The following is a 24,933-nucleotide window of genomic DNA, read 5'->3' on the forward strand; positions in this document are numbered from 1 at the left end:
GGCGGTTGGGGCTGTGGACAACCCGACGCACGATCTTCCGGAACGGCGTAGGGTCCCGCCCAAACACCGTGGGGAGTGTAGGAAGAATGTCCGTCAAAATCCGTGGCCGGCTCGACTGGTGGGCGAATCGCAGCACCCTGCTGGCCAGCGTCGAAGTGTCGCTGGAGATCTCCACCGACGGTGCAGACTGGACCGCGCGGGGAGATCTCACCACCGATGACGACCGTGAGGGGTTCGCCTTCCTTTGCGAGCTCGATCCTGTATTCAGCCTGCGCTTCGACGACGAGAGCACCGTGACGGTCGTCGTCCACCCGAGCACCGGTTCAGCGCCCTTCACCCTCACCGAATACACCGGACCGAACGAGCGGCCCATCGAACATCGCGTTGAGCTCCGACCCGGCTTCGGCTAGGACGTCGCACTGGACTCGGCAGACCCGGGCCGGTCAAGCCGATGAGCCGCAGTTCGGAGTCGAGCGCCAGACGCTCGGCGATCGCGCGGTCTTTTCAAACGCCTGAATCAGGCTCGCCGCGTGATCCAACAGATGGGCGCCGGAGATCGCTGTTGGCTGGCATCGGGCATCCCGCCGTGATCTTGCAATTGATCAACTGGCACGTCGGTGAGCAGCGAAATCGCCGACTCGGATGATCCGTCGAGTTGGCGGAGGGCCGCTTGGACACCCGCATTGATCTCGTCGCGATGATTGTCGATGTACTCACGGATGGCTGTGTCCACGACATCCTTCTTGGATTTGCCCAGGAAGTGGACAGCGTGAGAGATCAACTGATCGGTGCCGACATCAACCTTGACGGGTGCGGACGCGGTAACCATGAACACCTCTTGCGACCAAGGTAGCGGGGTACCAAAGTACCGGGGCAACACCAAGCGGCCCGAGGCAACACTCGTGGCTCACCAAGCACGCGGCGGCACGGCCTCCCCTCTTGAGGCGCTACTGACTTCGGCAAGAACTTCGCACTGGGCTTGCCAACCCGGGCCGGCCAAGCCGATCACGAGATGAGAGGCACCGGCAGCCTCGTACGCGGCCAGGCGCTCGGCGATCTGAGCGGGTCCACCGGTGAAGGGCAGGCTCGCGGCGATTGCGGGGTCTTTTCCGTACGCCCGAATTAGGCTTGCCGCGATGTCGTCGACTGTGGGCAGGTCCGGTCCCGAGCCGAGCGCCCCGGTGGCGCCGATCGTGATGGTCGGCGTGGGCCGGTCGTAGGCGGCGGCCAGTTCGGCCAATCGCGTGGCACCGGCCGCGACCTCGGACGGCGGAACCACCGACGGGAACCAGCCGTCGCCATGCCGCGCAGCCCGCCGAAGCGCGACGGCCGAGGCGTTCCCGACCCAGATCGGCGGGACCGGAGCCGCCGGGCCGAGTTGCACCCGGGGTTGCCCGGTTTCATCGGGAAGCTCGACTTCCTCACCGCCGAGAAGAGCCGGCAGGAGGCGAAGGGCGGTGTCGGTCCGGCGGCCGCGCTCGTCGTAAGGCACACCCGCCGCAGCCCACTGAACCTCGCCCCCGCCGGAGCCGACGCCCAGAACCAGCCGGTTCCGCGACACATGTTGAAGGCTGGCGACCTGCTTGGCGGCCCACGCGAGAGGCCGGATCGCCGGGATAAACACGCTCGCCCCGATCCGGATCCGCGTTGTCGCCGCGGCGGCCGTGGCGAGCGCAACGGCGCAGTCCAATGACGGCATTCCGGTGGCCAGATGATCGCCGTGCCAGACACTGTCGAGCCCGATCTCCTCAGCGTGCCGCGCGGCCGTCGCGAGGTCGAGTTGCTCGCGTTGCTGCGTCGCCAGGGAAGGCAGAATGACGCCGATCTCCAACAGAACTCCTTCGCTCGTAGTGAGGCAGCCCTGTGGATTCCGGGCGCGCAGCCCCTGTGGGACCCGTGGAGTCTCAGACATCAACCTTGCTTGAGGTCAAGTCTGTGTCGAATCCCCATGGCCGAATTAAAGGATTGCGTACGGGAATTGCGTGCACTACTGTTCTGGTCAGACCGCGAGAGCGCCACCCGAAAGGAGTCGACATGATCTGGCAAAGCCCCGTCGTTGTCGACCTCGGTGTGAGAGCCGCGGAGATGCGTGACCGGCGACGAATGTGCCTTCCCGGCATGGCGTGGCGCCCGGTCCGCAGCCGGCGACGCGAAGCCTGACTCAAGCAGCGCTTCGGCGTTTTCCCTGATCAGAGTGCCCCGCTGCGGGTTCCCTGAGTCTGCCGACCGCCGCGGGTGACGGTTGTCCGGCAACCGTTTCCGTGATGCTTATGGGCGTAGCTCAAATGGTAGAGCGACGGCCTCCAAAACCGTTAGGTGCGGGTTCGAATCCTGCCGCCCGTGCGCTTTAGCTCGCCCAATTGAATACATAACTGAATAGCTCAGGGCAACGGCCGCGCGGGCCGGCTGCGGCGGGTAGGGCGACCGCCGGGCTGGCCGGCCGGGACTACTTGCGCTACCCGGCCAACGCGCCGGCCGCAGCCCCGAGCCCATGCCGCCGGCCGCCGTGGCCGTCGGTGCCCCACTCACCGCATCGAAGCGGCGGCTGACTGCCAACGGGGGAAGTCAGCCGCCGACCCCCACGTCGTTGTAGCTCAGCGGAAGAGCGCCGCCCTCATAAGGCGGAGGCCGGTGGTTCGACACCACCCGACGACACGCCCTTGTAGCGCAGCAGGACAGCGCGCCGGTCTACGAATCCGGAGGTCGGGAGTTCGAATCTCCCCGGGGGCACAGACCGTGGACGAGGAAGAGCCGCCGCGTGGGTGGCCGGCGGCCCAGTGCTGCCTTGCTGCTGCGTTCCAACACGACCGCGCTGTACAACGCAGTAGTGGGGTGGCGGTCCTGGCAATCGCCGATGAGCACTGAGGGCTGGTCACCTGGCTCTTCGTGTCGCTTGATCGTCTATCAGGTAAGGGTCAGTATCTTGAGCGTTAAGCCGTATAGTGGTCACTATCCTGCCCCTTAACTAAGGAACGCCATGCCTCGACCCTCCTTGCGTGTGAAAGCTGCCGCCGTGAGCATCGGCGAGCAGTTCGCGGCCTGGCGAAAGCTGCAGGGCCTCACCGCGGTGCAGGTGTCCGAGCGGGCCGGCATCTCCCGCAACACGTTGCGCCGGATCGAGACGGGTGACACCGGAGTTGGCATGCAGGCTTTCCTCGGCGTCGCCCGAGCCCTCGGTGTACTGGACGCGGTGGTGAAAGCCACTGATCCTTATGAAACCGACCTTGGGCGGGCGCGTGCCGACGAGGTCCTTCCCGAAAGGGTGCGCCGGTGAGCCGCATCCTGACCTACGTCGAGATTGGCGGCCGAACCTTTTCGGTAGGTGAGGCGTACGTCAACTTTCGGCGCGGCCGGTTGAGTGCCACATTCTCGTACGACCGCGACTACCTTGCGTTGCCGGGTGCTTATGCGGTGGACCCCGCACTGGGCCTCACGGCGGGTTCGTGGCCGTTACCTCACGGGCTTCCCGGTGCGTTCAGTGACGCGGCCCCCGACCGCTGGGGCCGAAACCTGATCGGCAGACGCCTTCGTGCCGAGGCTGTGGAAGCGGGCAGACCGGCCCCCACCCTCGACGACCGGGACTATCTGCTCGGAGTGAGCGACGAGACGCGGCAGGGCGCGCTGCGCTTCAAGGCGGATGCTGATGGTGAGTTCCAACATCCAGCGCCGGAGGTGCCGAAACTCATTGCACTTCCATCATTGCTGCACGCCGCCAACGCGGTTACTCGCGACGGGCCGGACAACATGGAAGCGATCAAAACGCTGTTGGACGCGGGAACAGGTTCGCTCGGCGGGGCGCGGCCCAAGGCTTCGGTGCGAGACGGCGACCGACTGATGATCGCCAAGTTTCCCCACCACGCCGACAATTGGAGCGTCATCGCGTGGGAGAAGACCGCCCTCGACCTGGCGGAGGCTGCCGGAATCTCCGTTCCGATGAGGCGGTTGGTGGGCATCGAGGGGAGCCCTGTGCTGCTACTCGATCGGTTCGACCGTGAAGGCTCGCGTCGCATCGGCTACATCAGCGCGATGACACTGCTCGAGGCGCAAGACGGCGAGTCTCGCGACTACACCGAGATTGCCGAGGTCATTCCAGAGAGCAGCTCGGCTGCCGTTGACGACCTCCGCCAGCTCTGGCGGCGCATCGCCTTCTCTGTGGCGCTCCACAACACCGACGACCACCTCCGTAATCACGGCTTCCTGCGCCGTGGCTCAGGTTGGCGGCTGTCGCCCGGCTTCGACATCAACCCGAACCCTGACCTTGGGACCCAGCGGGTAACCAGCATCGGCGGTGCTGCCAGCCCGTCCGACGAAGTCAACGCACTCCTCGTGTACGCAGAGAACTTCGGACTGACGGACGCCCAGGCGCGTGCGGTGCTCAGAGAGGTTGCCGACGCCGCCGGCGACTGGCAGTCAGTCGCTCGCAGCAATGGGATCGCACATGCTGAGATCGTGCGGTTCGAGCGAACCTTGAGTTTGACCATCAAAGCCGTGGCGTCCGGCTGATACGCCGCGCGGTTGCGAGTGGTCGCCTGGCCGGCTCGGCGAGGGCCTGTCCTTGATCTGGATATTGAACTCTTCGGTTCAGTGATTTATGGTGAACCGTGTGGTTCAGCATGAGGGATTGGATCGGGTGTTCGCCTCGCTGGCGGATGCGACTCGGCGTGCCGTGTTGATCCGGCTGGGGGAAGGGCCGGCGACCGTCGGGGAACTTGCCGCGCCGGCCGGGATCACGCTGACCGGGATGAAGAAGCACGTTCAGGTGCTCGAGGATGCCGGTCTTGTGATCACCGAGAAGGTCGGGCGGGCTCGGCAGTGCCGGCTCGCGCCCGCGCCGCTCGATGACGCCATGTCGTGGATCAGTTTCTATCAGCGGCTCTGGGCTCGTCGCCTCGACGGGCTGGATGCCTACTTCACCCTGCAGAACGCGGGCGAGCAGAAGAGCGAACCGACGAAAAGGGGCAAGGGCGATGACGCTTGACATGCGGGCGACCAGGCAGCTTCCAGCCACGCCGGAGGAGGTCTTCGACGCCTACACCGATGCCGAGAAGCAGAAGATCTGGTTCAGCATCCTCAGCGAGGAGCCGGGCATCGTCGAGATCGAGGTGGATCTGCGGGTCGGCGGTAAGCAGACCGCCGTCTGGGGCCCGAACCCCGAGACCCTGTTCCGCGAGACGCAGACGTTCCTCGAGATCGACCGCCCGCACCGCCTGGTCACCGAGTCGACCGGTTCCGGCCCGGACGGCGTCGAGATGACCACGCGCATCGAGGTCACCTTCGAGGGCAGGGACGGTGGCACGCTGATGACCGTCGTGCAGAGCGGCTTCCCCGTGCCCGAGATCCGCGACTTCTTCACCACCGAGGTGTGGGTCGGCGCGTTCGCCCGCATCGAGGCCTATCTGCTGCGGGAACAGAAGGCCGATGCGTGATCTCGGCCGCCCGCCGGTCGTCGTCGCGCTCGCCGTGGCCGCCGCGGTCGTCGTCAACCTGATCGTCTTCGGGGTGGGCCGGGCGGCCGGTGGGAGTTTCCGGTTCACCGCGGACGGCAAGGTCAACGAGGTCGACGCTGTCACCGTCGGCGGCTTCAGCGCCGTACCCCTGTTGGCCGGTCTTGTTCTGGTCGCGCTGTTGTCCCGGCGGGCCGCCTGGGTAAGCCGGGCCGCCGTCGTCGTGGCCCCGGTCCTCGCCGTGGTCACGATTTTTGTGATGACGGTGCCCGCCGGCTTCGACACGACGAGCACCGTCACCCTGGCCCTCTGCCACCTGATGCTGGCCCCGATCAGTGTCGTGGCCGTGCGGGCGATGTCCGGAGTGCCGCAGGTTCAGCCGACGCGCTGAATGTCCCACTGCTGGTTGGCGCCGCCGTTGCAGTCGTACTGAACGATCGGGGCGTTGTTCCCAAAAAGATCGGTTCCCGTCTATTGGTTGGCCTGGCCCGCCAGCCCGGCCGCGAGCAGACCGACAGCAGAGACCAGGCCCGCGTACGGGGCATCGCCCCAATGCGAGGTGACCGGGGTGAGCCCTGTCGACAGTGGATAGCGGGCGGCGAAGTCGGGAACCGCGGTCGCCCGTTCGAGCCAGGCGGCCGTGTCCTCCGGACTCAGTCGTCGATAGGCCGCCGCGGTCTGGGCTGTCGCGCGCACGGTGGCGTACAGCATGGTGACCGCCGGGGCCTGGGCGGCCGCCGAAACCGAGAACCGCGCGAGGATCCCGAGCAGCGACTCGAGCCAGTCCTGCTCGTTCGGCCCCTGGCTGGCCTGCGACCACGGCCGCTCGGTCAGCCACGGGTGCGCGAGGTGGACCTCGAACAGCGCCGTCGCCCATGCCCGCAGCGACTCCTCGAGCCCTTCCCCGGGCGGAAAGTCCGTCAGCGCCGAGGCCTGGTCCTGCATCAGCGTGAGCAGATTCTCTTTCGTTCCCACGTACGCATACAGCGCCATCGCCGTCTTGTCGAAGCGCGCCGCGACCGCCCGCGTGGACACTGCCTCGAGCCCGGAAGCGTCCGCGAGGGCGATCGCCGCGTTGAGGATCTCGTCGAGGTCGAGCTGCTGGCGTGGTCCGCGGCGGGGCGTGGGCAGGGTCGTCCCGCGGTGCCGCCAGAGCCGCCTGATGTGTTCGTCCATAATCCCTGACAGTGTATAGTGTTTTGTATGCCGACAGCCGAACTGCACGACGGATCAACTATCGAGGTCGCCGTCCGAGGTGCCGGTCCGACCATCCTCCTCCCGATCGGCACCTCGGTGATCGAGGGTGAGCAGGCCGAGGCGATGCGTGCCTGGGGCGCCGACCCCAACTCGGGCCACACGCTGGCCACCGGGCTGGCCGAGGCCGGCTTCCACGTCGTCACCGCCGGCTACGAGGGCCACCTCGACGCCCACCCCAAGCCCCTCACCCTGAACGCCGACGCCGTCGCGGCCGACCTGCTCAGCATCGCCGACGCGGCCGGGGCCGACCGCTTCGCCTACTACGGCTATTCCTGGCTGGCCCTCGCCGGCTTGCAGCTCACGATCCGCACCGACCGGCTGACCGCCCTGGTCATGGGCGGCTACCCACCCCTCGGCGGCCCCTACGAGGCGATGCTCGGCGTCACCCGCACGGCCCACCGCCTGGCCCTCGATCCGCCGCCTCCGCCCACCGGCCCGGCCGTCGCCGGCGACTGGGATTCGGTCCCGCTCACCCGCACACCCGACCAGACCCAGCAATACGTGACCCTCTACGAGTCGCTGCGAGACTTCGACGAGCGCAGCGTCCGGCCGGACATTCCGTGCCTGGCTTTCGCCGGCGAGGAGGACGACATTCAGTATGGCGAGGCGTGGGACGACGCGTACGTCGCGATGGCCGAGCCACTCCGGCGGCATCGCGAGGAGCTGGAGTCGTACGGCTGGGAAGTGGTCCTGATCCCGAAGGCCGATCACATGGTCGCCATGCAGGCCGCGACGGTGCTGCCGCTGCTGACGCCGTGGTTCAGGTCGTCACTTTGAGCCAGCCGCCGTCGACGTAATAGGTGGAGCCCACCGAATAGGCGGCCCGGTCGGAGCAGAGGAAGACGAAGAAGTCCGCGATCTCCTGCGGTGTCGCGAACCGCCCGATCGGTGCGTTCTCCTCGGCGATCCGCGCCAGGTAGTCCTCCCAGCTCTGGCCGGTTCCCGAGGTGAGCGCCTTCGCGGTCTTGATCCAGTCCCCGGTCATGACCAGGCCGGGGTTGACCGCGTTGACCCGGATGTTGTCGCCGATCAGCTCGTTGGCCAGGCACTTCGAGAACATCACCAGCGCCGCCTTGGTGACGTTGTAGATCGGCTCGTAGCCCAGCGGCTGGGTGGCGCAGATCGACGCGTTGTGCAGGATCACGCCGCCGCCGCGGGCCTTCATCCGCGGCGCGATCTCACGGGCCAGCCGCACGGCCGCCATCACATGCAACTCCCAGTACGACTGCCACCGCGAGTCGGGCGCCGTCAGGATCTTCTCCTCGCTGCCCGTCCCGGCGTTGTTGATCAGGATGTCGGCCCCGCCGAACTCGGCCTCCACCGCGGCGGCCACCCTCGCCGCCCCGTCCGGGTCGGTCAGATCAACGGCGACAGGCAGAACCCGTACGCCTCTGATCTGGTCGGCCACCGCCCGCAGCCGCTCCTCGTCGCGGGCACACAACGCCAGGTGTACGCCCTCGGCCGCCAGCCCATGCGCAATGGCCTCCCCGATCCCGGCGTTACCGCCTGTGACTACCGCCACCCTATTAGTGAGACGCAGATCCATCTCGGTCTCCGTTCGCCGACTCCGACACGCGGGTACTCCCCGCACGTTCGCACGAAAGGGCTGGAGGCCGGCGTGTTCGGAAAGAAGACAGTGGCAGATCAATTCGTCGAGGTGCTGGTGCAGTCCGGCGTGACGAGGATCTATGGACTGGTGGGGGACAGCCTGAACGCGCTGTCCGACGCCATCCGGCGCAACGACGCGATCGAGTGGGTCCACGTGCACAACGAGGAGGCAGCAGCCTTCGCGGCCGCCGCCGAAGCGCAGATCACCGGCAAGCTGGCCGTCTGTGCCGGTAGCTGCGGACCCGGCAACACCCATCTCATCCAGGGCGTCTTCGACGCGCAGCGCTCGGGCGCGCCGATCCTGGCGATCGCCTCTCAGATCGTCTCCACCGAGATCGGCACCGGCTTCTTCCAGGAGACCGATCCGAAGCAGCTCTTCGGCCAGGCCAGCCACTGGACCGAACTGGTCTCGTCGGCCGAGCAGATGCCCCGCATGGGCCGCGTCGCCATCCAGGAGGCCATCGGCAAGCGGGGAGCGGCCGTCCTGGTCGTCCCGGGCGACGTCTTCGCGGCCGACGCCGAGAACGAGACCGGGCACGGTCACGCGGTGGCCGGGCCCGTGCTGGGTGCGCCGTCCGACTACGTCATCGAAGACCTGGCCGAGCGCATCAACCGCGCCGAGAAGGTGGCCATCTTCGGCGGCATCGGCTGCACCGGCGCCCGCGAACAGGTGCTTGAGCTGGCCGAGGTGCTGGGCGCCCCGATCGGTCACACGCTGCGCGGCAAAGACGTTCTGCAGTACGACAACCCGTACGACGTGGGCATGTCAGGGTTGCTCGGCTACGGGGCCTGCTACGAGGCGACTCACGAGGCCGACCTGCTCCTGCTGCTGGGCACGGACTTCCCGTACCGGCAGTTCCTGCCCCAGAAGAACACGATCCAGATCGACATCGACCCGTCGCACCTGGGGCGGCGTACGGCGCTGGAGATGGGCGTGGCCGGCGACGTCAAGGCCACCCTCACGGCCCTCATGCCCCGGCTGCGGCGCAAGGACCACAAGTTCCTCAACCGCATGCTGAAGAAGCAGGTCGACGAGCTGGAGAAGGTCGTCGACGCGTACACCAAGAACGTCGACCACCTGGTGCCGATCCACCCCGAGTACGTGGCGTCGATCCTCGACGAGGAGGCCTCCGGCGACGCTGTCTTCACCGTCGACACGGGCATGTGCTGCAGCTGGGCCGCCCGCTACATCACCCCGAACGGCCGCCGGCGCATCATCGGCTCCTTCGTGCACGGCACCATGGCCAACGCGCTGCCGCACGCCCTCGGCGCCCAGAAGATCGACCCGTCGCGTCAGGTGATCTCGATGTCGGGCGACGGCGGCCTGTCGATGCTGCTCGGCGAACTGCTCACCGCCAAGCTGCACAACCTGCCGGTCAAGGTGATCTGCTTCAACAACTCGAGCCTGGGCATGGTCCGGCTCGAGATGCTGGTAGCCGGTGACCCGCCCTACGAGACCGACCACGACCACGTCGACTTCGCGGCGATCGCCCGAGGTGCGGGGTTGCACGCGATCCGGGTCGAGAAGCCCGACGAGGTACGGGATGCGCTGCGCTCGGTGCTGGACCACGACGGGCCGGCCCTGCTGGACGTGGTCACCGACCCGAACGCGCTGGAGATCCCGCCGCACATCTCCCGGGAGGAGGCTGTCGGGTTCGCCCTGGCCGCCGGCAAGTCGGTGCTCGCCGGCGGCGTCGGGCAGATGCTGCGGCTGGCCCGGACCAACCTGCGCAACATCCCGCGTTAGCCCGGCCCGCGCAGGGCCTCGACCGGTTGCAGGCGAGCCGATCGCAGCGCCGGGTAGAGGCCCGCGACCAGGCCGACGACGGCGCCGGCGACCGGGGCGGCCAGCACCGGGGCGAGGCTGAGCACCGGTGTCCAGCCTCGGCCCACGCTGACCAGCACGACCGCGACCACGCCGAGGCTGGCGCCGATGACGCCGCCGAGCAGGCCGATCACCGCCGATTCGAGGAGGAACTGGGCCGCGATGTGGCGGCGGCGTGCGCCCAGGGCCCGGCGCAGACCGATCTCGGCCGTTCGCTCCATCACCGTGACCAGGGTGACGTTGGCGATGCCGAGACCACCGACGACCAGCGAGACCAGGCCCAGGATCAGCAGCAGGCCACTGATGTCGTCGGCCACCCCGGTGCGCAGGGCGGCCGGGTCGGGCGGGGCGTTCACGGTCAGAGCAGCCGGGTCGTTCGGGCTCAGCGCCACGGGTGCCTGCTCGGCGATCAGTGCGGCCGCGCCGAGCGCCGTGGTGACCACGACCGTGCGGGCCGGGCCCAGGTGGAGGGCGTCGGCGCCGGCGGTCCAGGGCACGATCACCGACCCGGCCAGGGCCTGCTGGTCGGGCCGGCCGACCGCGGCCAGGACGCCGACCACGGTGAACGGCGTGCCGTCGACGAAGACGGCCGGCTGGTTGTCGATGCGGGTGAGGCCGAGCTGTTCGGCGGCCTGGGCGCCCAGCACGGCGACCCGGTCGCGCCGGGTGATGTGCCCGGTGTCGAAGAAGCGCCCGGCGGCCACCGTGGTGCGGGCGGCCGCGGGCAGGTCGGCGGTGGCGCCGACGACGGGCAGCACCCGGTCGAGCACCCGCCCGGGGTCGCGCACGGTGTTGGCCCGCACGTCCGGCTCCTTGCCGGGCTGCGTGGTGACGTAGGCCGCGGCGGCCTCGACGCCGTTGAGCCGGGCCAGGTCGTCGAGCGACTCCCACGCGACGACCGGCGGCGACCCGGGCGCGATCGGCTCGGGGATGTCGACGGTGACCTCGGTGGCGGTGGCCGCGTCGAACCGGCCGGCGATCTGGTTGCCGGCCGTAGTGGCGACCCCCAGGGTCGTGACCAGGGCGCCGATGCCGAGCACGGTACCCAGGACGGTGAGCACCGTGCGGGCCGGGCGCACCGCGATGCCGGCCAGCACCTCACCGGCCAGGTCGCGAGGGTCGAGCCGGCTCCTCATCGCTCGCTCAGCCGTCCGTCGGCGATCCGCACCCGGCGCGCCGCCCGCCGGCTCACCGTGTCGTCGTGGGTGATCACGACGAGCGTGGTGCCGGCGCGGCGAAGGTCGTCGAACAGCTCCAGGATCGCGGCGGTGTTGGTGCTGTCGAGGTTGCCGGTCGGCTCGTCGCACAGCAGCAGGGCCGGATCGCCCAGCAGCGCGCGGGCGATCGCGACCCGTTGCCGCTCTCCGCCGGAGAGATGGGTCGGGCGGAAACCCGTACGGTGGCTCAGGCCGACCCGGTCGAGGGCGGCCCGGGCCCGGTCGCGCCGGTCCGAGCGGCGGCCGCCGGTGTAGAGATCGCCCAGCATCACGTTCTCCGTCACGTCGCGGTGCGGCAGCAGGTGGAAGCTCTGGAAGACGAACCCGATGCGAGCGCCGCGGATCGCCGTGCGTTCACCGTCGCCCAGCCCGATCGTCTCGACCCCTTCCAGCTCGTACGACCCCGAGTCGGGCAGGTCGAGCAGGCCGAGCACGTTGAGCAGCGTCGACTTGCCCGACCCGGACGGGCCCACGATGCTCAGGTAGTCGCCCGCGTGGACCAGCAGATCGACATCGGCCAGGGCGGGGACGGGCGGGTCGGACGCGAAGGTGCGACCGACCCCGGTCAGCTCGATGATGGCGCTCACGTGCTGCCCACCACGACCCGGGCGCCGACCCGCAGCTCGCCCGGCGCCGCCGGCGTGACCTGGACGAAGCCGCCCGTGGACAGGCCCGGTTCGACGGCGACGTCGCGTACTGTGCCCGGTCTGTCCTCGACCGTGACGCGGGCCTGCCCGTCCGACGCGGTGAAGACCGCCGCCACCGGGACGGTCAGCACGGCGTGACCCGTGCCGCCGACGGTGATGCTCACCTTCAACGCCTGACCGACATAGGCGGCGAGTTCGGCCGGTTCCCGCGGCGTCAGGCGCACGGGGACTCCCTGCAGATCACCGGTCGTCGTGGCCCCGCCGATCCGCGACAGGACGGCGGTGAACCGGTCGCCGCCCGGGCTCTGCAGGGTGGCGGTCATGCCGGTCTTGACGAGGTCGACGTCGTCGGGGCTGACCGCACCGGTGACGACGAGCGTGGGGTCGGCGACCATGCCGATCACCCCGGAGGCGGGAGCGCCCGCCTTGAGCGACACCGTGGTCAGGCGTACGGGCAATCGCGGCAGGAAAATGATCTCGCCGCTGGCGATGCTGACCCCGTACGTCGTGCGGAAGGCGGCCAGATCGGCCCGCGCGTCGGCCTGCCCCGGACCCGCCACGGCGGCCGCCTGTTCGAGCTGCCGCAGCTGGGCCCGCTGCTCGGCGGTCGGCTCGGCAGCCTTGTAGCCCTGGTCGTCGTACCAGGCCCGTACGGCCTCCAGGGTCCGGCCGTCGAGCGGGCCGCTCGACGCGACCCGCCGCTTCGGCATCAGCCGTCGCAGGGCCGCCCGGAGCTGGCGTGCGTCGTCGCCGGTGCTCCCCTTGGTCAGCGTCCGGTACATGGGCACCTTGCCGGTCAGCACGAAGACCGGCCGGCCGCTGACCTCGAGGAGCACGTCGCCTTCGCGCAGCGTCCGGTTGCCCGCCGGTGCCTTGGTGACCAGCGGGACGGCGCCCGCCTCGGCGGCGGCCACCGTCCCGTTGAGGGTCACCGGCTGCGGGGCGTTGTAGGCCACGGTGCCTTGCGTGGTCACCGTCGCGGTCAGCACGCGCTGGGTGACCGGCACGGTGACCAGCGAGGCCGGGGGCGGCCGGTGATCCGCGGCCGCGTCGGCCGGCGACCGCACCTGCTGGCCGACCAGCCAGCCGACGCCGCCCGTGCCGAGCGCGACCGCGGTGGTCAGGGCCACGACGCGTTGCGGGCCCGACCGGAGGAACGGGAGCCGCATGCTCAGCCGACCCCGCCGCCCTGGACGACCGCGATGCCCTTGGCCCGGGCCAGCACGGCGTAGTCGGTGCGGCATTCGAGGTCGTCCAGGGCCGCCTTGATCTCGATGCCGAGCGCCTGCTTGGCGGTGGCGACATCCACCTGTCCGGCGTTCGAGAACTTGGTGATCGCGTCCGAGAACATGCTCTGCTCGATCATCCCGGGCTGCGGCGCGTTCACCGGGTAGCCCTTCTCCTTGAGGCAGCTCGCATATTTGCCGACCGCGGCGACGACGGCCGGGTCGTTCTTGAACTTGCCGAACTCCCGGGCGGCGGCCGCCTGCTCGTCCTTGCTCGGGCCGCTGCCGTAATACTTGGCCGCGGCCTCGTTGGCGCAGCCCGGGTCACCCTTGGGCGGGCCGGCCTTCGCGCCCTTGCCGCCGGCGCCGTGCAGGGCGGCGTCGTACGCCTTCTGCTGAGCCGGGTCGAGTGCGTCGCGGATCGCGTTGTTCGGGTTCTTGGCCGGGTCGACCTCCGGCTGCTTCACGGCGGGGTCGTTCGGGTAGACGATCTGCGAGAAGCCGCCGAAGCCGTACTTGGCACGGAAGGCCCGCACCTGGTCGGCCGGCTCCACGATCGAGCTCATGCCGGCGAACTTGGCCTGCCCGTTGTCGTCGCCGAAGTCCAGCGTGTGCGGCACGTAGCGGAAGCCTTTGCGCTTCATGCAGTCGGCGGTCATGTTCTCGGCCTTGAGCTGCGCCGAGTCCTGACCCGTGTCCTGCGTGACCCCCGGCGTAGCCGCGGCGGTTTCAGCGTCCTCGGCGTCGCCCGCCCCGCCGCAGCCGGCCAGCGCCGCCAGGGTCACAGAGGTAAGAATCAAGGTCAGTCGTCGCATCAGGCATCCTCGGGTTACGTCGCATGGGGGTGGGATTCCACCCCCATGACGATTCGTCCTGCCCCGAGGTTGCAGGCTCAGCGCCGCCGCAGATCTGCTCCCACGTCGTGCAGGTGGCGCAGGGCCTGACCGTAGGAATCGGTCAGCGACGTCATCTCGTAGGAGACGCCGATCTCGGCGCAGTACTGCTGGACGATCGGCTGGGCCTTACGCAGGTTGGGCGTGGGCATGGCCGGGAACAGGTGGTGCTCGATCTGGTAGTTCAGGCCGCCCAGGGCCGCGTCGACGAGCCAGCCGCCGCGGACGTTGCGGGACGTCAGCACCTGCTTGCGCAGGAAGTCCTCGTTGCCGTCGGGGTGGGGCATGCCCTTGTGATTGGGGGCGAACGTCATGCCGAGGTAGACGCCGAACACGGCCTGGTGGACGACGAAGAACGCGAGCGCCTGCAGCGGCGACAGCACGATCAGCAGGGCCGACACGTAGGCGACGAAGTGGATGGCGAGCAGGGCCGCCTCGACGCGGTTGCGCTTCTCGAGGACCCAGCGCACGCTGTCGCGCTTGAGGGAGAGGCCGAGCAGGGTCAGCAGGGGGAAGAAGAAGTAGGCCTGGTAGCGGGTCAGGAAGCCGCGGCCGGCGGCGTTCTCGCGGGACCAGACCAGCACGCCGGGGCCGACGTCGGGGTCGAGGTCGTCGTGGTTCGGGTTTGCGTGGTGTTTGGTGTGCTTGTCCATCCAGTAGCCGTAGGACATGCCGATGGCCAGGTTGCCGGCGATCAGGCCGGCCCGGGAGCTGGGCTTGTTGGTGCGGAACACCTGCCGGTGAGCCAGGTCGTGGGCGACCAGGGCCGTCTGGGCGAACGCCACCGCCAGCACGACCGCCACGGCCAGGGTCCACCAGGACGAGCCGATCACGAAGAACGCCGTCCAGCCGCCGACGAGGGCGGCGGCAACGAGAGAGAGGCGGGCCACGTAGTAGCCCGGCCGCCGCTGCAGCAGGCCCGCAGCGTTGATGCGCCGGCCCAGTTCCGCGAAATCGCTGCCGGCCGTCGCGCGCGGCCGCTCTGCCATTGTCGTCATGTGTTCCATCACACCGTGCGAAGGCATTCATGGTCAGGAGTGCCAGACCCCCAAGCGGTGGTAGGGCTAGCACTACTGAGATAAGCCGCCACGTGGTCCACGATGAGAGGCGTGGAGACAAGAGACTGGCTGCGTGACGGCCTCCGGGCTGTGGGGTCCGGGCTGCTCTCGATCGTGCTCGCGATCCTGAACATCCCGCTCTTCGTGCTCTTCGTGGTGTCGCTGGTGCTCACCCCCGTGCTCGGCCTCGGCCTGGCCGCGGTCCCGGCGGTGACGGCGCTGATCCGGGCCCGCGCCGAGCTGGCCCGCCGTCTCGCGACCCGCTCCGGCGTTTCGATCGCGCGGCCCTACCGGCCCCGTCCCGAGCGCATGGCCCCGATCGGCTGGCGGCGCTACAAGTGGATCATCACCGACCCGGCCACCTGGCGCGACTTCGCCTGGCTGCTGCCGGGGGCGATCAGCGGGCTGGTGCTCGGCATCCTCACGCTCGCGCTCCCGGCGTACGGCATCGAGGGCATCGTGCTGTTGCCGTTGTGGCTCTACCTCGGCACCGACTGGTACGGCTACGGCGTGATCTGGCCGATCGGCAGTGTCGCCGAGGGCTTCCTGTCGCTGCCGCAGGGCATCGTCTTCCTCGCGCTGGGCCTGGCCGTCGCGCCCTATGTCCCGAAGGTCGAGTTCCTGTTCGCGCGGCTCTTCCTGGCACCGACGCGGGCGGCCGAGCTGCGGCTTCGAGTGACTCAGCTCACCGTGACCCGGGCCGACACGGTCGACGCGCAGGCCGCCGAGCTGCGCCGCATCGAGCGTGACCTGCACGACGGCGCCCAGGCTCGGCTGGTGTCGCTGGGCATGACGATCGGGCTGGCCGAAGAGCTGGTCGAGCGCGACCCGCGGGCCGCCCGCAAGCTGCTCGCCGAGGCCCGCGAGACCAGTTCGACGGCCTTGGTCGAGCTGCGTCATCTCGTCCGCGGAATCCACCCGCCGGTGCTGGCCGAGCGCGGTCTCGACGGGGCGGTTCGAGCGCTCGCGCTGACCGTGCGCATCCCGACGACGATCGACTCCGACCTCACGGGCCGGCTCGAGACGCCGGTCGAGTCGGCGGCCTACTTCGCGATCGCCGAGGCGCTGACCAACGTGCAGCGGCACAGCGGCGCCACCGTCGCCTACGTCAGCATCCACCGGGTCGGTGAGGCGCTGCGCATCGAGGTCGGTGACGACGGGCACGGCGGCGCGGACGCGGCACGTGGCACGGGCCTCGTCGGAATGGAACGGCGTCTGGCCGCCTTCGATGGCACGATGACCGTGTCCAGCCCGCCGGGCGGGCCGACCATCGTGACCATGGAGCTGCCGTGCGTGTTGTCATCGCCGAGGACCATGCTCTCCTCCGGGACGGACTGACCCGGATCCTCCAGGCGTTCGACTTCGAGGTCGTCGCGGTCGTCGGCCGCGGACCCGACGTGCTGCCCGCCCTGCTCGATCACAAGCCCGACGTGGCCGTCCTCGACGTGCGCCTGCCGCCCACCTTCACCGACGAGGGGCTGCAAGCCGCGAACGAGGTACGCCGGCGGGCGCCCGGCCTGCCCATCCTGGTGCTCTCCCAGCACGTCGAACCCCTGTACGCGCGGGAGCTGCTCTCCGACCGCCGCGGCGGCGTCGGCTACCTGCTCAAAGACCGCGTCTCCGACGTCGCCCAGTTCATCGACGCGGTGCGGCAGGTCGCGGGCGGCGGCACGGTCATGGACCCCGAGGTCGTGGCCCAGCTTCTCGACCGCAGCCGGCCCCTCGACGTGCTGACCCCCCGTGAGCGAGAGGTGCTCGGCGAGATGGCTGCGGGCCGGTCCAACGCGGCCATCGCGAGCCGGCTCTTCGTCACCGAGAAGGCGGTCAGCAAGCACATCAACAACATCTTCACGAAGCTCGGGCTGCCGCCGTCAGAGGACGACAACCGGCGCGTGCTGGCCGTGCTGGCCTACCTGGACAGCTGAGGGAGAACCTCCGACGCGATCAGATCCAGGTGGTCGAGATCGTCCATGTCCGTGATGCGCAGGTGCACGCGGGAGGCGCCGATCTCGTGCATCTCGTTGATCCGCTCGACGAGGCGCGCGGGGGAGCCGACCACCGGGTCCTCGGGCGGCAGCACGCTCTTGACGTGCAGCGGCGCCTCGCGGCGGGCGGCCTCGGCGTCGGTGCGCCCGATCGCGACCACGATGCCCGCCGACAGGGTCAGTTCGCGTCCGGTCTTCTCGGCGGCGGCCCGTACGCGATCGAACGCGAGGGCGGTCTCGGCGACCGTCTTGAACGGCATGTTGAACTCGTCGGCGAAGCGGGCCGCGAGCTCCGGCGTACGCCTGGGGCCTCGGCCTCCGACGATGATCGGCGGGTGCGGGCGCTGAACCGGGCGCGGCAGGGCGTGCGCCTCGACGAGCGTGTAGTGCCGGCCGTCGTACGAGAAGGTCTCGTCCTCGGACGTGCCCCACAGTCCGGTGAGGATCTCGAGTTGTTCCTCGAGACGGTCGAACCGCTCGCCGACCGGGGGGAACGGGATGCCGTACGCGGTGTGTTCGCGCTCGACCCAGCCGGCGCCCATGCCCAGCTCGACGCGGCCGCCGCTCATCTGGTCGACCTGGGCCACGATGATCGACAGTGGACCGGGCAGCCGGAACGTGGCCGAGTTGACCATCGTGCCGAGGCGCAGGGTCGTCGTCTCGCGGGCCAGGCCGGCGAGGGTGATCCACGAGTCGGTGGGGCCCGGCAGACCCGGGTCGGGAGTGAGCGCGCGGTAGTGATCGGCCCGCAGCAGGCCTTCGAAACCGGCGTCCTCAGCCTGCCGGGCGAACCTCAATTGGGTGTTGTACGTCGCACCCCGGTGAGGCTCGATGAACAGACTTACACGCATCATCGTCCCTTATGAACAGCGATCGGACGCATACCGCACTCATCATCAGCCATCGTGCGGCATACGTCTACTTCGGCTTTTGAGACGAACCTGTCATCGATGCATGCACCAGTTTGCCCTACGATCCCGGTCGGGACACCTCTGGTCCCAAGTTCTACCCCTCAAGGCCCCGGTGCCCAGATTCGCCGGGTTGCCGACTCCCCCATCGACCGAACCATGGTCGGGAAGGATCACGGTGCACAGAAGGACCCTCGTTCGTTCCGTTGTCGCCGGCGCACTCGCTCTGACCATGAGCGCGGCCGCCGGGTGCAGCAGTGACGACTCGGCTGACGGCGACGGTGGCAGCAGCGGCGCCTCGCTCGAAAAGATCACTTACCTGACCTCGTTCGGTGTCTTCGGCCGCGACTCGTACGCCTACGTCGCGCTGGAGAAGGGCTACTTCAAGGACGCCGGCTTCGACGTCGAGGTCAAGCCCGGCTCCGGTTCCGGTGAGAACATCAAGTCGATCGTGGCCGGCAACGCCCAGTTCACCCCGATCGACCTGACCGGTGGCCTGATCGCGGCCGGTGGCAAGGACAAGACCACCGGCTTCACCGCCGTGGCGGCCATCCAGCAGCGCACCATGGCCGCGATCATCGCGCTCGAAGGCAGCGGCATCAACTCGCCCAAGGACCTCGAGGGCAAGACGATCACCGACCAGCCCGGCTCGGTCGTGAAGACGCTCTTCCCGACCTACGCCAAGCTCGCCAACGTCAACGACAAGAACGTCAAGTTCCAGAACGGCAAGGCGCCCGAGCTGATCGGCATGCTCGCGAGCGGCAAGGCGCAGGCCATCGGCCAGTTCGTCGTGGGCAAGCCGACCGTGGAGACGGTCGCGGCCGGCAAGAAGGCCGTCGTGCTGCCCTACAGCGACTACCTGCAGGACCTGTACGGCAACGTGCTGATCACGTCGACCGACTACGCCAAGGCCAACCCCGAGAAGGTCAAGAAGTTCACCGGGGCGCTGCTCAAGGGTCTCGCCGACTCCATCGACAACCCGGAGGAGGCCGACAAGATCCTGCAGAAGCACGTCAAGACGGCCAAGCCCGGTGGTGCCGCCGCCGAGCTCACGCTGATGGGCCCGTACGTGAAGTCGGCCGCCGCCGGCATCCCGGTGGGCGCGCTCGACGCCGAGCGGGTCGCGCGCAGCATCGCGATCCTGCAGGGTTCCGGTCAGGTTCTGCCCGGCCTCACCCCGGAGCAGGTCATCAACTTCGACCTGACCCCGAAGGCCTGATCGCCCTTTTTGACACACGGGGTGCGCGCCGGCGACGGCGCGCACCTTCCCCCGTTCTAGGAGCACCGGTGCAAGACACCCTGACGCCCCCGTCGGAGGCCACAGTGGCCCGTCCCTCCCGCCCCGCCCGGCGGTGGTCGCCCGGAGTGGTGGCCTGGCCGGTGCTCGGCATCGTCGTCACCATCGCGGTCTGGTGGGCGGTCGTCGAGATCTTCGAGATCCAGCCGATCATCCTGCCGTCGCCCGCCGCCGTGTTCGGCGGCTTCCTCGAATACCCCGAGCTGCTGGCCGACACGACGTGGGACACACTCCGCGTCACCCTGATGGGCTTCGGCCTGTCGGTCGTGATCGGCGTCGCGCTCGGCACCGCGATCGCCGCGTGGAAACCCTTCGAGCGCGCCTTCGGCCCCCTGCTGGTCGCCCTGAACGCCGTGCCCAAGGTGGCCATCGCCCCGCTGATGATCGCCTGGTTCGGGTTCGGCACCAAACCCGTGCTGGCCATGGCGTTCCTGCTCTGCTTCTTCCCGATCGTGCTCTCCACCGCGACCGGCCTGGCCAGCACCCCCAGCGACCTGGTCGAGCTCACCCGGTCGCTGGACGCCACCCGCACCCAGACCTTCCTTCGCGTACGGGTCCCGGCCGCGCTGCCGCAGATCTTCGTCGGACTGAAGCTCGCCATGCCCCTGGCCGTGATCGGCGTGGCCGTCGGCGAGATGCAGTCGGGCGGCGTCGACGAGGGCCTCGGCACGATCATCGTGCAGACCGCGGGTCAGGGCGACACGGCCACCGCGTTCGCCGCCCTGACGCTGATGGCGCTGGTCAGCATCGCGCTCTACTACGCTCTCGTGCTGATCGAACGGCTCGCCCTGCCCTGGGTGCGCGGCACGACGGCCTGACCTTCCGGGGGTTTTCCCCCAAGCACAGTCGGAGGATTTCCGGCTTCTGGGCACCCTCGGCAGTGCCTAGCGTCGATCGTGTGATCGAACTACGTGAGCTGACGAAGCGGTATGGCGGCCGGACCGCCGTCGACGGGCTGAGCTTCCACGTTCAGCCCGGCGCGGTGACCGGCTTCCTGGGGCCCAACGGGTCCGGCAAGTCGACGACGATGCGCATGATCCTGGGACTCGACGCCCCGGACCATGGACAGGCCCTGATCGACGGGATCCCGTACGCTGGCCTGGCCTGGCCTTTGCGGTCGGTCGGCGCGCTCCTCGACGCGGGAGCCTTCCACCCCGGTCGCAGCGGACGCGCGCATCTGGCCGCACTGGCCGCGAGCAACGACATCCCCGCCTCCCGCGTCGATCGGGTGCTCGACATCGTCGGCCTGTCCGACGTGGCGACGCGGCGCGCGGGCACCTACTCGCTCGGCATGCGCCAGCGGCTCGGCGTGGCCGTGGCCCTGCTCGGCGACCCGGGCGTGCTGCTGCTCGACGAACCGGTCAACGGGCTCGACCCCGAGGGCATCCGCTGGATCCGCGACCTGCTGCGCGGGCTCGCCGCCGAGGGCCGCACCGTGTTCGTGTCGAGTCACCTGATCGCCGAGATGGCGCTGACCGCCGACCGGCTCGTGGTCATCGGCCGCGGCCGGCTGCTGGCCGAGACGACCGTCACCGAGCTCGCCGCCGGCGACGACAACCTCGAGGACGCCTTCTTCCGGCTCACCTCGCAGGTCACCGACTATCGCGGGGGAGCAGCGGCATGAAGACGTACGGTTTCCGGCAGGCGGCCCGGATGGAGCGGATCAAGCTGACCAGCGTCCGTACGACGTGGTGGCTGGCGATCGCGGCGGTGGTCTCGATGGTCGCGTCCGGCGTCGGGGTGGGGCTCGGCTACCGATCGCATACCCCGATCGCCACGACCGCCCAGATCCTCAACAACAGTCTCGGCGGCGCGATCCTGGCCCAACTGCTGCTCGGCGCGCTCGGCGTCCTGCTGGTGACCGGCGAGTACGGCACCGGGATGATCCGCTCGACCTTCGCCGCCGTTCCGAGGCGCCGGGTCGTCCTGGCCGCCAAGGTCGCCGTCGGCGGCAGCGCGGCCCTCATGATCGGCCTGGTCGCGAGCTTCGCCGGCTATCTCAGCGGCCAGCTCGCCATCCGCGGGACCGCCATCCCGGCCGCCTCCCTGAGCGACGGCGCGGTCCTGCGAGCGGTCGTGCTGACCGGCGTCTATCTGGGCGTCAGCGCGCTGCTCGGGGTCGGCATCGGGGCGATCGTACGACACTCGGGCGCGGCGATCGGCCTGCTGTTCGGCCTGATGTTCGTCCCCACGATCGTGGCCGGCCTGTTCGGCGAGGACGGGATCGCGATCGGCCGTTTCGTCCCGCTGCTGATGCTGCTGAACTCGATCGCGGTCCTCACGCCGACCCCCGGCCTGTTCTCCGGCGCAGTCAGCGTGCTGGTCGTGGGTGGTTACGCGGCGGCCGCGGTGGTGGCCGGTGGCCTTCTGCTCCGCCTTCGCGACGCGTGAGCAGCGATAATGGGCTGATGTCCGCGCTGCGCGCCCCGTTCACCCTGATGGCCCTGCGCCAGGTGGTGTTCTGCGTCGCCGGGGTGCTCAGCGCGGTCGCGGTCCTGGTCGCGCCCGCGCTCGTGCCGGGCGCGGGCGCCCTCGTCCTCTGGCTATCCGGGGCCATGACCGAGCGGCCCGCACCCGTCGTCGCGCCCGTGTTCCTGGTCCTCTTCCCGGTCACCGTCGCGCTTCTGATCGTGCTGGCCGCCCCGGCCGGGCGCGCGCTGGGCTCCGTACAACGTGCTCTGGCCGGGCGTCTGCTCGGCGAACAGGTCGACGCCCCGCCGACACGGTCATCGGGGTGGCGCGCCGTCGCGTACGGGCTGCTCAAGGTGCCTCTGGCCATTCCCGAGGGGTACGGCGCGTTCTGCTATGTGTTCGGGGTGGTCAACCTCAGCTATCCGGTGTGGTGGCCGCTGTTCCGTAACCACCCGCCCGGCACGACCCTCGGGCCGGTGCACGCGCTGACGCCGTTCGGTCTTCTCAGCACGCGGAGCTTCGCCGGCACCTTCCTCATCGCCGCCGCCGGCCTCGCGATGCTGCTGGTTGCGCCGTGGCTGATGCGAGCCGGTACGTCGCTCGACGTGGCCGCGATGCGCCGGCTGCTCGGTCCGCGCCAGGTCGCCGAGCGGGTGCGTGAACTGCAGGTCAGCCGGGCCCGGGCGATCGACGACGCGGCCGCGATGATGCGCCGCCTGGAACGCGACCTGCACGACGGCGCGCAGATCCGGCTGGCCACCCTCGCGATGAACCTCGGCATGGCCAACGAGAAGCTCGGCGCCGACGGGCCGCCCCCCGACCTCGACCAGGCCCGCGAACTGGTCGCGCTCGCCCACCGCGGCGCCAAAGACGCCCTCGCCGAGCTGCGCGACCTGGTGCGCGGCATCCACCCGCCGGTCCTCGACAGCGGCCTCGGTGACGCGCTGGCCACGCTCGCGACCGGCAGCGCCATCCCGGTCACGGTGACCGTCGAGCTGCCCTCGCGGCCCGCGCCGGCCATCGAGACCATCGCGTACTTCTGCGCGGCCGAGTTGCTGGCGAACGCGACCAAACACAGCCGGGCCTCCTCGGTGCGGCTCGACGTCGCCGGCTCGGGAGGGCACATGACGGTGACCGTTGCCGACGACGGGGTCGGCGGGGCCGATCCGGACGGGCCCGGGCTGTCCGGTCTGGCCCGCCGCATCGGGGTCGTGGACGGCCACCTTCGCGTGGCCAGCCCGGCCGGAGGGCCAACCCGCGTCGAGATCTCGCTTCCCCTGGAGTTGTGATCATGCGAGTGGTGATCGCGGAGGACGCCGCGATGATGCGCGAGGGGCTCGTCCGGCTGCTCACCGACCGCGGCTTCGAGGTGTGCGCGGCCGTCGGCGACGCCACGGCGTTGCGAACCGCGATCGCCGCCTCCGAGCCCGACGTCGCCATCATCGACATCCGCATGCCCCCGACCCACACCGACGAGGGTCTGCGCGCCGCCATCGACATCCGCCGCGACCACCCCGCCGTCGGCGTGCTGGTCTTCTCCCAATGGGTCGAGACCAGGTACGCCACCCGGCTGCTGGCCGACCGTCCGACCGGCGTCGGCTACCTGCTCAAGGACCGCGTCGCCGACGTGGCCGACTTCGTCGACGCCCTGACCCGGGTGGCCTCCGGCGGCACCGCCCTCGACCCCGAGGTGGTCGGCCACCTCATGCGGGCCGGGCAGGAGACGGCCGGGGTGGCGTCGCTGACCCCTCGGGAGAGCGAAGTGCTGTCACTCATGGCTGAGGGCCGGTCCAACGCCGGAATCGCGGCCGCGCTGGTCATCACCCCCGGCGTCGTCGAGAAGCACGTCGCGAACATCTTCGCGAAGCTCGGGCTGCCCTCCTCGGAGAGCGACAACCGCCGGGTCCTCGCCGTCCTGCGCCACATGCTGTTCACGGATAGAGCGTGAGTCTCGGGCTGGTGCCGGTGCGGGTCAGATCGGCGACGGCCGGCAACTCCGCGGGAGGGCCGGCCGCCACCACCTGGACGACCGTGCCGTCCGGACGGAACACGGTGACCGCGCGCTGCTCCCGGGACAAACCCAGATCCATGACGTCGGAAAAAGCCACCGCGCCGTCGGGCAGGTCGGTCCGGGTGCAACTGGGATCCGCCGGGTTCAAACAGGCCGGCGCGCTGTCGACCGCGGCGGGCCGGACCATGACGGCCCAGGAGCCGTCGCCCAGAACAGCGGCCGCGCGATATTCGTCGGCCTTCGGCTCATAGAAGAACTCGACCCGGCCACATTTCGTCTTCGGCGACGGACGGGCGCCCGGAGGCAGCAGGCTCGGCAACGCCGCGGTCAGTCGCTCGGCGGCGACGTCGGCCGTCTCGGGCAGCGGGCCGTTGCGCGGGACGATCGTGACGTCCTTCACGAAGTCCGGGGGTGTCGGGTGGACACAAGGCGTTCGGGACGTCGTCGGCGCAGCGGCAGGCGGTGTCGCGACGGTCGGCGACGGCGACGACCCGGCCAGGGTCACCGAGATCCCCGCCGTCACGACCACTGCCGCCCCGGCGGCAACCGCGGCCCACCGGCTCCGGCGGCGACGGCGCTCGGCGGTGATCAGCTCGTCCAGGTCGATGCTCGTGGGGGGTGCGTTGTCGCTGGCCGCGCGCAACAGGGTCGACAGGTCATCCACGAGGGGCCTCGCTCTTCATCAGGGTTCGCAGGGTCTGCAAGGCTCGTGCGGTCTGACTCTTGACCGTTCCGGTCGTGCACTCGAGCTCAGTTGCCGTCTGCTCGACGGACAGGTCGTAGAAGTACCGCAGCACGATCACCGCCCGCTGCCGTGGCGCGAGCCCATCAAGTACGGCCAGGATCGCCATCCGGTCGGTGACCGGCTCGTCCACTCCCGCAGCCACCGGGTCGGGCGGCGCCTCCCAGAACTCCTCCCGCCGCCACGGCCGCCGCCGCTCGTCAAGCAGGCACCGCAACAGCACGCGACGAACGTACGCATCGGGGTCGTCCATCGCCGACACCCGTCGCCAGTGCCGCAACAGCTTGATCAGCGCGGTCGACACCAGGTCGTCGGCCAGATGCCAGTCCCCGCACAACAGAAACGCCGCCCGCCGGAAACTGTCCAGCCGCGCACCCACGTACTCCCGATATTCGATCCCCAC

At 69.7% G+C, this 24,933-nt stretch carries 28 protein-coding genes and 3 tRNA genes; 19 read left to right on the forward strand and 12 right to left on the reverse strand.

Annotation, left to right across the window (positions count from 1 at the left end; all coding sequences use genetic code 11):
- The first annotated feature begins 86 nt into the window (after positions 1-86).
- Positions 87-410 (forward strand): hypothetical protein, encoded by a 324-nt coding sequence (locus EER30_RS17780; RefSeq protein ID WP_127501607.1) that lies wholly within the window; start codon positions 87-89, stop codon positions 408-410.
- A gap of 107 nt (positions 411-517) precedes the next feature.
- Here the strand turns inward: EER30_RS17780 and EER30_RS17785 are convergent, their stop codons facing one another.
- Positions 518-829 carry a hypothetical protein gene (locus EER30_RS17785; protein ID WP_127501608.1) on the reverse strand — a complete coding sequence of 104 codons (312 nt, stop codon included), beginning with the start codon at positions 827-829 and terminating at the stop codon, positions 518-520.
- 78 nt (positions 830-907) lie between these two features.
- Complete coding sequence (locus tag EER30_RS17790) at positions 908-1,831, reverse strand: LLM class flavin-dependent oxidoreductase (protein ID WP_205650278.1); 924 nt, start codon at positions 1,829-1,831, stop codon at positions 908-910.
- Between the two features lie 439 nt (positions 1,832-2,270).
- Here EER30_RS17790 and EER30_RS17795 point away from each other — a divergent pair.
- The 8 genes from EER30_RS17795 to EER30_RS17830 all read left to right on the forward strand — a co-directional run bounded on the left by EER30_RS17795 (position 2,271) and on the right by EER30_RS17830 (position 5,835).
- Positions 2,271-2,343, forward strand: a tRNA-Trp gene (locus tag EER30_RS17795).
- A 240-nt stretch (positions 2,344-2,583) separates the two neighbouring features.
- Positions 2,584-2,655, forward strand: a tRNA-Met gene (locus EER30_RS17800).
- A gap of 1 nt (position 2,656) precedes the next feature.
- Positions 2,657-2,730, forward strand: a tRNA-Arg gene (locus tag EER30_RS17805).
- Between the two features lie 283 nt (positions 2,731-3,013).
- On the forward strand, positions 3,014-3,274 hold the full coding sequence (locus EER30_RS17810; protein WP_205650279.1) for a helix-turn-helix domain-containing protein: 261 nt from the start codon (positions 3,014-3,016) through the stop codon (positions 3,272-3,274).
- On the forward strand, positions 3,271-4,503 hold the full coding sequence (locus EER30_RS17815) for a type II toxin-antitoxin system HipA family toxin (RefSeq protein WP_127501611.1): 1,233 nt from the start codon (positions 3,271-3,273) through the stop codon (positions 4,501-4,503). Before EER30_RS17810 ends, EER30_RS17815 begins: the two co-directional genes overlap by 4 nt.
- Before the next feature lie 88 nt (positions 4,504-4,591).
- Positions 4,592-4,978: an ArsR/SmtB family transcription factor gene (locus EER30_RS17820; protein WP_432417554.1), complete on the forward strand. Its 387-nt coding sequence runs from the start codon at positions 4,592-4,594 to the stop codon at positions 4,976-4,978.
- Positions 4,968-5,426 carry an SRPBCC family protein gene (locus EER30_RS17825; RefSeq protein WP_127501612.1) on the forward strand — a complete coding sequence of 153 codons (459 nt, stop codon included), beginning with the start codon at positions 4,968-4,970 and terminating at the stop codon, positions 5,424-5,426. The genes EER30_RS17820 and EER30_RS17825 overlap by 11 nt, the downstream gene beginning before the upstream one ends.
- The gene (locus EER30_RS17830) at positions 5,419-5,835 is read left to right on the forward strand and encodes a DUF6069 family protein (RefSeq protein WP_127501613.1); all 417 of its coding nucleotides are present in this window, start codon (positions 5,419-5,421) and stop codon (positions 5,833-5,835) included. The genes EER30_RS17825 and EER30_RS17830 overlap by 8 nt, the downstream gene beginning before the upstream one ends.
- Positions 5,836-5,915: 80 nt before the next feature.
- On the opposite strand, the gene EER30_RS17835 is transcribed toward EER30_RS17830, so the two are convergent.
- A complete protein-coding gene (locus EER30_RS17835) occupies positions 5,916-6,620 on the reverse strand; it encodes a TetR/AcrR family transcriptional regulator (protein ID WP_127501614.1) in 705 nt (234 codons plus the stop codon).
- Between the two features lie 27 nt (positions 6,621-6,647).
- Between EER30_RS17835 and EER30_RS17840 the strand changes: the two genes are divergently transcribed.
- The gene (locus EER30_RS17840) at positions 6,648-7,478 is read left to right on the forward strand and encodes an alpha/beta fold hydrolase (protein ID WP_127501615.1); all 831 of its coding nucleotides are present in this window, start codon (positions 6,648-6,650) and stop codon (positions 7,476-7,478) included.
- Here the strand turns inward: EER30_RS17840 and EER30_RS17845 are convergent.
- The gene (locus EER30_RS17845) at positions 7,462-8,223 is read right to left on the reverse strand and encodes an SDR family NAD(P)-dependent oxidoreductase (protein WP_240670096.1); all 762 of its coding nucleotides are present in this window, start codon (positions 8,221-8,223) and stop codon (positions 7,462-7,464) included. The genes EER30_RS17840 and EER30_RS17845 overlap by 17 nt on opposite strands.
- Before the next feature lie 114 nt (positions 8,224-8,337).
- Between EER30_RS17845 and EER30_RS17850 the strand changes: the two genes are divergently transcribed.
- Positions 8,338-10,056, forward strand: coding sequence for a pyruvate dehydrogenase (locus EER30_RS17850; protein ID WP_240670098.1), 1,719 nt, complete (start codon positions 8,338-8,340; stop codon positions 10,054-10,056).
- Here EER30_RS17850 and EER30_RS17855 read toward each other — a convergent pair.
- From EER30_RS17855 to EER30_RS17875, 5 genes are all read right to left on the reverse strand, one after another.
- Positions 10,053-11,270 (reverse strand): ABC transporter permease, encoded by a 1,218-nt coding sequence (locus EER30_RS17855; RefSeq protein ID WP_127501618.1) that lies wholly within the window; start codon positions 11,268-11,270, stop codon positions 10,053-10,055. The genes EER30_RS17850 and EER30_RS17855 overlap by 4 nt on opposite strands.
- Positions 11,267-11,938: an ABC transporter ATP-binding protein gene (locus EER30_RS17860; RefSeq protein WP_127501619.1), complete on the reverse strand. Its 672-nt coding sequence runs from the start codon at positions 11,936-11,938 to the stop codon at positions 11,267-11,269. Before EER30_RS17860 ends, EER30_RS17855 begins: the two co-directional genes overlap by 4 nt.
- Positions 11,935-13,167, reverse strand: a complete 1,233-nt coding sequence (locus EER30_RS17865) for an efflux RND transporter periplasmic adaptor subunit (protein ID WP_127501620.1) — start codon at positions 13,165-13,167, stop codon at positions 11,935-11,937. The genes EER30_RS17860 and EER30_RS17865 overlap by 4 nt, the downstream gene beginning before the upstream one ends.
- Positions 13,168-13,169: 2 nt before the next feature.
- On the reverse strand, positions 13,170-14,039 hold the full coding sequence (locus EER30_RS17870; RefSeq protein WP_127501621.1) for a hypothetical protein: 870 nt from the start codon (positions 14,037-14,039) through the stop codon (positions 13,170-13,172).
- A 77-nt stretch (positions 14,040-14,116) separates the two neighbouring features.
- Entirely contained in the window at positions 14,117-15,115 is a 999-nt protein-coding gene (locus EER30_RS17875) for a fatty acid desaturase family protein (RefSeq protein ID WP_127501622.1), read from the reverse strand.
- Positions 15,116-15,217: 102 nt separating this feature from the next.
- On the opposite strand from EER30_RS17875, the gene EER30_RS17880 reads away from it, so the two are divergent.
- Positions 15,218-16,513: a sensor histidine kinase gene (locus EER30_RS17880; protein WP_127501623.1), complete on the forward strand. Its 1,296-nt coding sequence runs from the start codon at positions 15,218-15,220 to the stop codon at positions 16,511-16,513.
- On the forward strand, positions 16,465-17,100 hold the full coding sequence (locus tag EER30_RS17885) for a response regulator transcription factor (RefSeq protein WP_127501624.1): 636 nt from the start codon (positions 16,465-16,467) through the stop codon (positions 17,098-17,100). The genes EER30_RS17880 and EER30_RS17885 overlap by 49 nt, the downstream gene beginning before the upstream one ends.
- On the opposite strand, the gene EER30_RS17890 is transcribed toward EER30_RS17885, so the two are convergent.
- Positions 17,085-18,011, reverse strand: a complete 927-nt coding sequence (locus EER30_RS17890; RefSeq protein WP_127501625.1) for an LLM class F420-dependent oxidoreductase — start codon at positions 18,009-18,011, stop codon at positions 17,085-17,087. The genes EER30_RS17885 and EER30_RS17890 overlap by 16 nt on opposite strands.
- Before the next feature lie 289 nt (positions 18,012-18,300).
- Here EER30_RS17890 and EER30_RS17895 point away from each other — a divergent pair, with 289 nt between their 5' ends.
- The 6 genes from EER30_RS17895 (at position 18,301) to EER30_RS17920 (ending at position 23,725) form a co-directional block, all read left to right on the forward strand.
- On the forward strand, positions 18,301-19,287 hold the full coding sequence (locus EER30_RS17895) for an ABC transporter substrate-binding protein (protein WP_127501905.1): 987 nt from the start codon (positions 18,301-18,303) through the stop codon (positions 19,285-19,287).
- Positions 19,288-19,355: 68 nt separating this feature from the next.
- Entirely contained in the window at positions 19,356-20,183 is an 828-nt protein-coding gene (locus tag EER30_RS17900; RefSeq protein ID WP_240670101.1) for an ABC transporter permease, read from the forward strand.
- An 80-nt stretch (positions 20,184-20,263) separates the two neighbouring features.
- Entirely contained in the window at positions 20,264-20,989 is a 726-nt protein-coding gene (locus EER30_RS17905; protein ID WP_127501626.1) for an ABC transporter ATP-binding protein, read from the forward strand.
- Positions 20,986-21,756: an ABC transporter permease subunit gene (locus EER30_RS17910; RefSeq protein ID WP_127501627.1), complete on the forward strand. Its 771-nt coding sequence runs from the start codon at positions 20,986-20,988 to the stop codon at positions 21,754-21,756. The genes EER30_RS17905 and EER30_RS17910 overlap by 4 nt, the downstream gene beginning before the upstream one ends.
- Positions 21,757-21,773: 17 nt before the next feature.
- The gene (locus tag EER30_RS17915) at positions 21,774-23,066 is read left to right on the forward strand and encodes a sensor histidine kinase (protein ID WP_127501628.1); all 1,293 of its coding nucleotides are present in this window, start codon (positions 21,774-21,776) and stop codon (positions 23,064-23,066) included.
- 2 nt (positions 23,067-23,068) lie between these two features.
- Positions 23,069-23,725 carry a response regulator transcription factor gene (locus EER30_RS17920; RefSeq protein WP_127501629.1) on the forward strand — a complete coding sequence of 219 codons (657 nt, stop codon included), beginning with the start codon at positions 23,069-23,071 and terminating at the stop codon, positions 23,723-23,725.
- Here the strand turns inward: EER30_RS17920 and EER30_RS17925 are convergent.
- Positions 23,709-24,452: a hypothetical protein gene (locus EER30_RS17925; RefSeq protein ID WP_127501630.1), complete on the reverse strand. Its 744-nt coding sequence runs from the start codon at positions 24,450-24,452 to the stop codon at positions 23,709-23,711. The two genes, EER30_RS17920 and EER30_RS17925, sit on opposite strands and share 17 nt — an antisense overlap.
- Entirely contained in the window at positions 24,445-24,933 is a 489-nt protein-coding gene (locus tag EER30_RS17930; protein ID WP_127501631.1) for a SigE family RNA polymerase sigma factor, read from the reverse strand. Before EER30_RS17930 ends, EER30_RS17925 begins: the two co-directional genes overlap by 8 nt.

The sequence above is a fragment of the Actinoplanes solisilvae genome (genome assembly GCF_003999975.1).
GTDB lineage: Bacteria > Actinomycetota > Actinomycetes > Mycobacteriales > Micromonosporaceae > Actinoplanes > Actinoplanes solisilvae.

Excerpts from the sequence above, each read along its gene's own strand:
- EER30_RS17785 (WP_127501608.1), bottom strand. The coding sequence starts at position 829 with ATGGTTACCGCGTCCGCACCCGTCAAGGTTGATGTCGGCACCGATCAG.
- EER30_RS17835 (WP_127501614.1), bottom strand. The coding sequence starts at position 6,620 with ATGGACGAACACATCAGGCGGCTCTGGCGGCACCGCGGGACGACCCTG.
- EER30_RS17870 (WP_127501621.1), bottom strand. The coding sequence starts at position 14,039 with ATGCGACGACTGACCTTGATTCTTACCTCTGTGACCCTGGCGGCGCTG.
- EER30_RS17890 (WP_127501625.1), bottom strand. The coding sequence starts at position 18,011 with ATGCGTGTAAGTCTGTTCATCGAGCCTCACCGGGGTGCGACGTACAAC.
- EER30_RS17865 (WP_127501620.1), bottom strand. The coding sequence starts at position 13,167 with ATGCGGCTCCCGTTCCTCCGGTCGGGCCCGCAACGCGTCGTGGCCCTG.
- EER30_RS17920 (WP_127501629.1), top strand. The coding sequence starts at position 23,069 with ATGCGAGTGGTGATCGCGGAGGACGCCGCGATGATGCGCGAGGGGCTC.
- EER30_RS17895 (WP_127501905.1), top strand. The coding sequence starts at position 18,301 with ATGAGCGCGGCCGCCGGGTGCAGCAGTGACGACTCGGCTGACGGCGAC.
- EER30_RS17855 (WP_127501618.1), bottom strand. The coding sequence starts at position 11,270 with ATGAGGAGCCGGCTCGACCCTCGCGACCTGGCCGGTGAGGTGCTGGCC.
- EER30_RS17875 (WP_127501622.1), bottom strand. The coding sequence starts at position 15,115 with ATGACGACAATGGCAGAGCGGCCGCGCGCGACGGCCGGCAGCGATTTC.
- EER30_RS17830 (WP_127501613.1), top strand. The coding sequence starts at position 5,419 with ATGCGTGATCTCGGCCGCCCGCCGGTCGTCGTCGCGCTCGCCGTGGCC.
- EER30_RS17780 (WP_127501607.1), top strand. The coding sequence starts at position 87 with ATGTCCGTCAAAATCCGTGGCCGGCTCGACTGGTGGGCGAATCGCAGC.
- EER30_RS17915 (WP_127501628.1), top strand. The coding sequence starts at position 21,774 with ATGTCCGCGCTGCGCGCCCCGTTCACCCTGATGGCCCTGCGCCAGGTG.
- EER30_RS17880 (WP_127501623.1), top strand. The coding sequence starts at position 15,218 with ATGAGAGGCGTGGAGACAAGAGACTGGCTGCGTGACGGCCTCCGGGCT.
- EER30_RS17910 (WP_127501627.1), top strand. The coding sequence starts at position 20,986 with ATGAAGACGTACGGTTTCCGGCAGGCGGCCCGGATGGAGCGGATCAAG.
- EER30_RS17825 (WP_127501612.1), top strand. The coding sequence starts at position 4,968 with ATGACGCTTGACATGCGGGCGACCAGGCAGCTTCCAGCCACGCCGGAG.
- EER30_RS17840 (WP_127501615.1), top strand. The coding sequence starts at position 6,648 with ATGCCGACAGCCGAACTGCACGACGGATCAACTATCGAGGTCGCCGTC.
- EER30_RS17820 (WP_432417554.1), top strand. The coding sequence starts at position 4,592 with ATGGTGAACCGTGTGGTTCAGCATGAGGGATTGGATCGGGTGTTCGCC.